The organism is Pseudovibrio sp. POLY-S9, from assembly GCF_001431305.1.
Lineage (GTDB): Bacteria > Pseudomonadota > Alphaproteobacteria > Rhizobiales > Stappiaceae > Pseudovibrio.
In genome coordinates this window covers 1-9,381 of record NZ_LCWX01000234.1, presented here as the reverse complement: position 1 = coordinate 9,381, position 9,381 = coordinate 1, and the positions used below count along the sequence as shown (strand labels likewise).

Below are 9,381 nucleotides of genomic sequence, written 5' to 3'. Positions count from 1 at the left end.
GCTCGTGTCCAACGGCTTCGCCAGCATCTATGCAAGAGCCTTTGGCGCCAACAACCACCGCATCGCAAAGAAGATCATCGACAGCGCGATCGCCCTCGCATTGATCGTCTGCGGCAGCCTTATAGTGAGCTTTCTGGTCGCTGGATTTCAGTTAGCTCTGTTCCTGACCAACGGCTCTGACGAGCTAGCTGGAATTGGCTATCAATACATGGCGATCCTCATTTTGGGTTCGCCGCTGGGGTTTGTTCTATCCATCAACATCGACAGGCTGCGTTGTGAGGGATTACTGCCTCTCATGACAGTCATCACCCTGAGCTCCGCATTCCTGAACATCTTCTTCGATTGGCTCTATGTGGTGCAGTTCGGCTGGGGCGTGGCAGGCTCTGCTTATGGAACATTGACAGCACAGCTGATTTCATTGGTGGCGCTGATCGTCTATTACACATCCAAGCGCAGAGAACTTTCCTTCCTGAACTGGCGGCCAGTGAGCTTCCAATGGAAGTCTCTCATCGCCCTTGGTGTTCCCCAAAGCCTTGGCTACACGGGCGTCTCACTGGCTGCTGCCGTCACGCTGTTTGCAAATCAGCTTTGGGCCGGAAGTAACTATGAAGTCACCGCAGGTGCCTATGGCATCATCACCAGAATGATGACCTTCACATTCCTGCCTCTGCTAGGTCTCAGCATGGCGCTACAATCCATTTCAGGAAACAACTACGGCGCCCAAAAGCACGACAGAACCGCACAAACCTTGAAGATAGCGATCATAATCTCGCTCATCTACTGCAGCGGTGTTCAGGCAATCTACTTCCTGTTCAGCTCCCAGCTGGGCGCTATCTTTGTCGATGACGCAGCCACAATCGCAGACGTAGAGCGCATCATACCAATCGTGTCCATGATGTTCTTCCTCTCTGGTCCGTTGATGATGGTGGGCACATTCTTTCAGGCGATCGGTGATGCCGCCCGCGCAGGCATTCTGATGCTGGCCAAAACCTACCTGTTCGCAGTCCCGCTTACCCTCATCCTGCCCTATGCAATGGGAGAGGCCGGTATTTGGTACGCCAGTGTGTTCTCCGAGGTTCTGCTGCTGGGGCTCACCTTTGTCATCGTACTCGCCCACAAACGAGCAGCCGCTCCGGCTACAGTTCTCGCGAATACATAACCAACCAGCCCTCGCATACGCATCAAAGTATGCGAGGGTCACAAGTTTGTCGGCAACCTGTACCAAACAAGACAGCAGCCTCTCCTCACCTCCACTAAATCTAGTCTCATAGATGCATCTCCTTGCAACAGACGAACCGTCTTTATTGCAAGAAACAGCATCAACGGCATACACGTTCTATGGTGAGGCGCGCGAGACTGCATGACTGATTTAGTAAACGCATTGCTGATCGAACTCGGCAACAGAATTGGCTTTGACAACTTCTCCCTGAACGAAGACGACCAGATTTTCCTCGGTCTTGATCAGGACCTCGCCATGAGCATCGTCTGGCGAGATGAAAGCCAGACCCTCCTTTTCAATGCAGTTGTCAGCAAGCGCGACACCAGCAACCCGCAAGTCCTTCAGGCTTTGATGCAGGCCAATTGCGTGTTTGCAGACAGTCATGCCATGGCGTTTAACATCAGCCCAAAAGCAAGCTGCATAAATCTCTCCATGGTGGTGACAATCTCCGACAGATCCTCCTTTGCCCTCCACAACAAGCTGGACATGTTCATCCGCACAGCTGCCTCCTGGCACGAGCGCCTCAAGAACCCGGAAGGTCTCAGCCCGAATTGGGATAACCCAAGCCACGCCAACCCCTGCCAGACCGATAACTTCGCAGATTTTGGAGCAAGAGTATGAGCACCATTGAACTCTCTAGTTTTGTAACTGCAGCCCAATTCGACAACGGTCTGGACAAACTGCACACCACGCAAGAGACCGTTACACAACGCACTTCTCATACATCGGTTGGCGGAAAAGTACTCTCCTGGGCCAAGCTCCATATCACTGGAGATGGCCAGAAATCTGCAGATCAGACCCGTTTTCAGGAAGCATTAAAAACAGAATTCGGCAAAGACGTCGGTGAAGCCGCTTACAAGGCTTTCGCACCAGGTGATGGGAAAGCCCACAGCTTGACCAAAGCACAGGTACTGGACACAGTTGAGTTCGCGTTGAATGCTCAGGAAAGCAATGTCGAAGAGCAGAATGTAACCGCACGAGCGGATATCCTCACAAGCGTCACCAAAACGCATGGTGCAGAGGTAGCAGCCAATGTCACCAAATTGCTGGAAGGCTCAAGCGAGTTTGCAAATGCCGGAACCGATCCTGAGCAAATAAAAGCAATTGTCTCACAGATTGCAGAGGATGTTGCGAAGAATCTGGAAGTAATAGACGCCAGCATCACTCAGCACATCGAGAAACTGGGCGACCGTGAACACCTGGCAGCAGCTGCTTCAGAGGCTGGCATCCAGATCGACTGGGACAATGTCTCCCCTGAGCAGATCACAAAACTGCAGGAAAACGTTCAAGGCAAACTGGAAAATCAATCCAGATCAGACAAATCAAACTCTTCTATTCGCAGCAGCTTGAAGGATGAACACATTCAACAGGCCGTAAACAACCAGCTTCGCGCCATCGAAGCGCTTCAATCAGCAAGCGCAGGCGGAACAGCCCTTAAGCAGGTCTTCGCTGAATTGGACTTGCCTGCTGAGAAGGTGAGCCCAAGCGCATTTGGATTAATCGCATCGGTATTGAACGGCGAGTTCAAAACATGGTCTGGCCCAGAAGGCACGAACGACCTTACTGACCAGATCGAGGCGATTGTCAAAAAGACAATCACCAACTGCGCTGTTCAGGGCGTATTAAAATCAACACTGAGTGAAATCGCTCAAACAGATGAGTTTAGCGCACAAATCACTCCATTTGTTCCTGAGGGAACACCCAAAGAAATCAGCGCTGCACAAAATTGGCTACCTAGTCTCGCTGCTCAGGAAATTGTCGAGCAATTGAAGGTAGGCAATCATTTTGAGGAGCAAGGAGGCATCCTCAACGCAGCAGTCACCGAACTGGGTAGGCAAATTGAATCTGCAAATGCAACCAACTACACAATCAAGGGCTTTGTTGAGCAACTTGCCTCTGAAAACCTCGATGTCGAGTCGACACTCGCTTATGCCGCAGAATACTCAAAAAATGCGAGCGCCTTTGGAGGAGATACAAATAAGTCTTCTTCAGCACGCCATTTTACGAAAATATTCAATGACCACCCAGAAATGAAAACCAAGTTGAACGAGGCTTTCTACTCAGACAAACTTCGCCTTAATCTCCAACTGATTGGTGCAGGTATCCAGCGAGTTTCAGAAGTCTCATTGAAACTACTAGAAGTACGGGTACAACAAGCTGGTCGAAACAAAGCTGAAGCTCAAGCACATCATGCAGAGCTAATTGCCACGCTTGAGGGGCCTTTCAAACAACTGTTTAACCCAGTTTTGGACGCTTTGAGCCTGCCTGAAGCCGACCAGATGTCTGAAGAAGAATTCATGGAAGAAAAAAACTTGGTCTTAGATGAGTTTTCCTTGCCAGATGAGCAGCCTGAGCAAACAGCTGATGTTGCAAACGGACTCGTGAAACACTTCGACAGCATCTTCAAGAAGCACAATCTACAGCTCAGCTTCTGATCTAGCGAAGCGTGCCAGCAGCAACATAACTGCTGGCACCAGTCCTGTTACAGCAAAATCACTGCTGTTCCGCCGAGCGATAGCAGAGCACCACCCCAGGCCAGAGGTCTTGGCATGTTTCCTGTTCGCATCCAGAGCAATGGCAGAATAAAAACAGGCGACAGAGAGCCAAGAATGCTGGCAACAGCTGCATCATAATGAGCGTAGGCATAGAGCAGCAGCGAAACAGATATGCCATATCCAATAAACCCGGGCAGCACCACGCGAAACAACAGCATCCAGCTCATCTCTGTTGAGGCCTGAACCGCCGAGACAGGCATCAATCCAACCAGCGCCACAATAAACGCAGCGCCGGTAACCCGCACAGCTGAAGCTGCCAGAGGCTCGGTCCCAGCAACAAGCAATGGTTTCAGGACAAGCATTCCAATCCCTTGCGAAGCAGCTGCAACAAGCGCCAGCAACACAATCACAACCAACCCGCCACTGCGACGAGTAGCTTCTGTTTCCTGATCAGAACTTCCAAACAAAATCGCCAGGCAAATGCCGAACAGAGCGATTGCGATGCCAACAATTTCGGTAAAGCTCAGCTCCTCACCAAGAAACGCGAAGGCAAGCACAGCAACGATCGGCGTTTTGAGAGAGAGCAACAACTCTGTTTGCCGCGGCCCAGCTCGGCGCAAACACGCCATCAAAGCCAAGTTGCCAATGATCACACTGACAACAACGCTCACCACAAAGGCAGGCCATTGGCTCCAATCAACTGTTTGCCAGTACCCCAACACAGAGCAAAGCACACACAGGATAGCGCCGGATGTTAACAGTTGAATGCGCGTAAATTCAAAAACGCCAACACGTTGTAGCGGTCGGTGGGCCAACATTGATCCACATGCCCACCCTAATGATGCCGCCAGAGCAGACGACACCGCGAAAACAACCATAGCAAAACTCTCCAAACATGCTACAATATTTGTAGCAATACATCGCTATAACAAACCTAGCAAAAAGGAAAGCCCTATATCTGTGAAAATACCTAAGGCAGGAACCCCGGTTCGCGGCTCAAAATCCGGCAAACCAATCATGGTTCTCTTTGATTTGCTTGGCAGACGATGGGCTCTTGGCATCATTTGGAACCTTTCAACCGGCCCGCAAACCTTCCGCACTCTCCAGTCCAATTGCGACTCAGTCTCACCCACTGTGCTCAATACCCGTTTGAAAGAACTACGAGAATGCGGGATCGTCATGAATGGAAAAAGCGGCTACGAACTGACAGCAGAAGGCGAAGACCTGTTCACCTACCTGCAACCCTTAGGCCACTGGTCTCAAACATGGTCCCATGCAGCCAAACTGAAAGATGACCAATGAAATTCAACCATATCGGCATTCCAACCAAGGGATACTTCGAGGAAGAGATTCCGCTGCCTCACCTGCACATGACCGTCAGCGACCACAAAAACAATCCCTTCGGCATCCAGTGGCAGCGCTATGACGAAGGTGCGCCCTACCCTGAGATCGTGAAGACAGTGGCACACGTGGCCTTTGAAGTTGACGATTTGGAAGAGGCGCTGAAAGACCAGAAGGTTATCATAGAACCCAACTCCCCCATCCTCGGACTAACCGTGGCCTTTATCGAGGTAAATGGGGCACCTGTTGAGCTGATGGAAGTTGATCGTACCATCTGCAAAGAAGACATCTAGCCCAGCGCTCACACCTAACAGCAACTTAATGCCACCAAGTCGCTTCCCACCTGCACTCTCAGTCTTTTTTCAGGCCCTCAATTTAAAGTTTAGAGCATCAAAGACTATGCCGGTGGCCCATGCAGCAGGAAAAACCGCCCAGCGCTGAACACAAAATCGCATTCATCCCTTTGGTGCTGATCACCACAGCACTGTTTATGACCCTGCGAAACATGCCAATGATGGCAGAGACCGGTATGCAAATGGTCCTGCTCAACGCCATCACCGTGTTTGCTTTCCTCATTCCAACAGCATTAATCTCAGCAGAACTTGCAACAGGCTGGCCGCAAAATGGTGTGTTCCATTGGGTCGAAGCTGCTTTCGGCACGCCCGTCGGCTTCGTGGCCGTGTTCCTGCAATGGATACAATCCATCTTCGGCGTCACATCAATCGTCGCCTATGCCACAGCCACACTCACATATGCCTTTGATCCGGAGTTGGGCTCAAATCGCTACTACATCACCTTCTCGGTGCTCGCCCTCTATTGGGCTGCAACACTGATCAATTTCAGAGGAACAGAAACCTCGGAGAAGATCTCAGGTTACGCTGTCTCCATCGGCGTCTTCTTTCCCTCAGCCCTGCTGATCCTTTTTAGCATCTACTATCTGTTTGATGGTGAAACCATTGCACTCGACACCTCAGCAACACTCTCAAACTGGGTTCCATCACTTTCCGACACCACCAGCCTCGTCTTCTTCATGAGCTTCGTGTTCGGCTTTGTCGGCATCGAAGTGTCCGCCTGCCATGCAAACGAAGTAGAAAACCCGCAAAAGAATTATCCGCGTGCAATTTTCACAGCAGCAATCGCAGGCTTTGTCATCACCCTTGCGGGTGGGCTTGCTGTCTCACTCATCCTTGAAAAAGGCAATATCTCCAACATCAACGGCGCCCTTCAGGCTTTCTCCGCTTATCTGAATGCCTACGGCCTTTCCATTCTAACACCCTTCATCGCACTGCTGGTCGCAGTCGGGGCAGCCGGTCAGGTCAGCACCTGGATTGTTGGTCCGGTAAAAGGCATGTGGGCAGCCAGCAGAAAGGGACTGCTGCCAGCACATTTCGCTAAAGCCAACAAAAACAACGTCCCCACAGCACTTCTGATCCTGCAGGCATCTCTCATTTCATTCATTGCTCTAAGCTTCATTCTCTTCGAGAACGTCAATCTGGTGTTCCTCGTCCTCACCTCAACAGCTGTACTGCTTTACTCATTGATGTACCTGCTGATGTTTGTAGCAGCCATTCGCCTGCGTTACACTCATCCGCATATCCCGCGCCCGTACAGAGTGCCTGGCGGCAATTGGGGCATCTGGCTGCTCGGTATCATCGGTATGTTGACTGCCATAAGCTGCTTTGCGATCGGCTTCATTCCCCCACCATCCCTGCCATTCTCAATAAAGAGCTTTGAAGGCCTCATGGTTGTGGCCGTTATTCTCGCCCTGCTGGTTCCACTCAGCATATGGTTCCTACGCCGCAAGAAAATCTCGCACGCCTCGAAAAGTAGAGGGCACGAGTAATGGGCAAAACACCACGCAATCAGCCAAAGCACCACATAACCCTTTGGCACTTGGTGTTTATGACCACAGCGCTCTTCATGACTATGCTGAATATGCCGCTCATGGCACAAACCGGCATGAAGATCCTGTTCTTCAACACAGCAGTGATCCTCTGCTATATCCTGCCAGTCGCCCTCATTTCAGCAGAATTGGCAACAGGTTGGCCCAAACATGGTGTCTACACCTGGGTGCAGGAAGCCTTCGGCGCCCCATTCGGGTTCATGGCAATCTTCCTGCAGTGGTTTCAGGCCATTTTCGCCATGGTCGCAACCGTTGCCTACACCACCGCAGCCCTCGCATTTGTGTTTGACCGTCCACTTGATGAAAACCCATGGCTCATGTTCACGGGTGTCATCATCATCTACTGGGGTGCAACCTTCGCAAACTTCAAAGGCACTCGCATCACAAAACGTATTGCTGGCATTTGCTTGTTGGCGGGAACCATCTTTCCATCCCTCACCATGATCACACTGGGCCTGCTCTATGTGACTGGACCAGCACAACCCGCTATTGATATCAGCCTCACCACAGCCAATATCATCCCATCCCTCTCTCAAACCTCAACCTTGTTCCTCTTCCTCAGTTTCCTCTTTGGTTTTATTGGAATGGAAGTTTCAGCGGGCCACGCGACAGAAGTTCAGAACGTTCGGCGCACCTACCCAATCGCAATCCTCATCGCAGCATTCATCGGCTTTTCAATTTCTCTTCTAGGCGGTTTGACCATCGCTATGATCATCCCGGTAACAGAGATCTCGAACACCCTTGGCGTCCTGCAAACCTTCACAATACTGCTCGATCATTATGGCGTGCCGAACATCTTGCCCATTGCGGCTATGTTCATCGCTGTTGGTGCCGCCGGACAAGTCAGCACTTGGATTGCAGGACCAGTGAAAAGCCTCGCAGTCGCAGGACGGGATGGCATGCTCCCCAAATTCCTACATGGCTCGAACACTCACGATATGCCAGTGCCACTCATGTTGGTGCAGGCCACCATCGCCACACTCATCGCAACCGCTTTCCTGCTTCACGTGAAGACCAACGAGGTGTTTTTGTACCTCACCTCAACAGCCGTCCTGCTTTACTCTGTCATGTATTTACTGCTCTACAGCACCGCAATCCGGCTCCGATACAAATACCCCAATGTTCCGCGGACCTATAAGGTCCCGTTCGGCAACTGGGGCATCTGGGTGTTGGGCAGCATCGGCTTCAGCATCTCGCTCATTGCCTTCATGATCGGCTTCCGGCCTCCCGACGAACCCGACTTTCCGGCAACAACTTACCTGGCAATCATCATCCCCGGCGTGTTCCTCACACTCAGTATTCCGTTCATTCTCTGGAAGGTACGCCGCCCCAATTGGAAAGCCAGCAAACAAACAAAAAAGCCGCGCCCTACACCATAGAACGCGACCCTCCAAAACTCTATCAAACCAACACTCTGGTTCGCTCTCTTACCCTACAAAGGCTTAGTCCTCAGCTTCCTGCTCTTTCAAACGCGCACGCAGATCTTGCGCATCTTCAAAGATTTCGGTTTCCTTATTCATAACCCGCAAAGAACCGGAGCCAATATCAAACCACGCACCGTGAATGTCTAAATTCCCCTGTGTGACAAGCTTTTCAATAAACGGGAACGTCATCAGGTTCTTCAAGCTCTGACGAATACCAGCATATTCCAGCGCAAGTTGCGGATCTTCGTGCTTATCGACAGGAGTACAAGCCAGCGTGATCGCAGCAGGTTCCAACATCTTTATCCACGGCCCAACAAACTGACCAGTCTTGCTGAGTTTGCCATTACTTTCGCGGAAAGCCTGAACACCACCACACTTGCAATGGCCCAGCACAACAAGATGCTTCACCTTCAGGCCAGTCACTGCATACTCAAGCGCTGCACTGGTACCGTGCGTGCCACCGCCTTGGATAAATGGAGGCACCAGGTTCGCCACGTTACGAACTACAAAAAGTTCCCCCGGCTGCGCATGGAAGATACCTTCAGGTGTAACCCGGCTATCACAGCAGGAAATCACCATCACTTCAGGTTCTTGGCCATAGATGGCGAGGTTTTGATATTCCTCTTCAAACTGGCGATAAATCCGCTCTTTATAAAGGCCGTATCCAGTCAGCAGTTCTTTCGGAAAATCAGTCATGCGTCGCCATCTCGTTAGTGTCGGTATTGTCTGCCTATATAGCTAAGGCAAACGATCTTTCAACTGGCGAAAAGACCAGAAACTTAAAAGTTTCTCTGCATACACGCCCACAATGTACCTTGCCAGTTTCTCGAAAGTCAAAAGCCCGATTAGCTCCTTCGAGCCATGACTTCTATTTCGACCTTCATCTCTTCCTTGATGAGAGCGGTAGAGTCGGGGAGAGACGCGCCCTGCGGTAGATGAGGGGAGTAGCTGTTGACCGGCTGCTTTCGCACACTGCCGGTGCCTCAATCCTCACCATGA

General features: G+C 51.1%; 9 protein-coding genes. 7 read left to right on the top strand and 2 right to left on the bottom strand.

The genetic code is table 11. From position 1 onward, the window contains the following. The 3 genes from PPL9_RS24075 to PPL9_RS24065 all read left to right on the top strand — a co-directional run. A partial coding sequence (locus tag PPL9_RS24075; protein WP_208989586.1) for an MATE family efflux transporter occupies positions 1–1,159 on the top strand: 1,159 nt, incomplete at its 5' end. A 201-nt stretch (positions 1,160–1,360) separates the two neighbouring features. Continuing rightward, complete coding sequence (locus PPL9_RS24070; RefSeq protein ID WP_057465102.1) at positions 1,361–1,840, top strand: type III secretion system chaperone; 480 nt, start codon at positions 1,361–1,363, stop codon at positions 1,838–1,840. Continuing rightward, positions 1,837–3,654: a hypothetical protein gene (locus PPL9_RS24065; protein ID WP_057465101.1), complete on the top strand. Its 1,818-nt coding sequence runs from the start codon at positions 1,837–1,839 to the stop codon at positions 3,652–3,654. The genes PPL9_RS24070 and PPL9_RS24065 overlap by 4 nt, the downstream gene beginning before the upstream one ends. Before the next feature lie 47 nt (positions 3,655–3,701). On the opposite strand, the gene PPL9_RS24060 is transcribed toward PPL9_RS24065, so the two are convergent. Then, a complete protein-coding gene (locus PPL9_RS24060) occupies positions 3,702–4,592 on the bottom strand; it encodes a DMT family transporter (protein ID WP_057465100.1) in 891 nt (296 codons plus the stop codon). An 82-nt stretch (positions 4,593–4,674) separates the two neighbouring features. On the opposite strand from PPL9_RS24060, the gene PPL9_RS24055 reads away from it, so the two are divergent. From PPL9_RS24055 to PPL9_RS24040, 4 genes are all read left to right on the top strand, one after another. Continuing rightward, positions 4,675–5,016, top strand: a complete 342-nt coding sequence (locus PPL9_RS24055) for a helix-turn-helix domain-containing protein (protein WP_057465099.1) — start codon at positions 4,675–4,677, stop codon at positions 5,014–5,016. Beyond that, the gene (locus PPL9_RS24050) at positions 5,013–5,348 is read left to right on the top strand and encodes a hypothetical protein (RefSeq protein WP_057465098.1); all 336 of its coding nucleotides are present in this window, start codon (positions 5,013–5,015) and stop codon (positions 5,346–5,348) included. The genes PPL9_RS24055 and PPL9_RS24050 overlap by 4 nt, the downstream gene beginning before the upstream one ends. Positions 5,349–5,467: 119 nt before the next feature. Beyond that, entirely contained in the window at positions 5,468–6,898 is a 1,431-nt protein-coding gene (locus PPL9_RS24045) for an amino acid permease (RefSeq protein WP_057465097.1), read from the top strand. Beyond that, a complete protein-coding gene (locus PPL9_RS24040; protein ID WP_057465096.1) occupies positions 6,898–8,337 on the top strand; it encodes an APC family permease in 1,440 nt (479 codons plus the stop codon). The genes PPL9_RS24045 and PPL9_RS24040 overlap by 1 nt, the downstream gene beginning before the upstream one ends. Positions 8,338–8,400: 63 nt before the next feature. Here the strand turns inward: PPL9_RS24040 and PPL9_RS24035 are convergent, their stop codons facing one another. Continuing rightward, positions 8,401–9,078 (bottom strand): carbonic anhydrase, encoded by a 678-nt coding sequence (locus PPL9_RS24035; RefSeq protein WP_057465095.1) that lies wholly within the window; start codon positions 9,076–9,078, stop codon positions 8,401–8,403. Between the last annotated feature and the right edge of the window lie 303 nt (positions 9,079–9,381).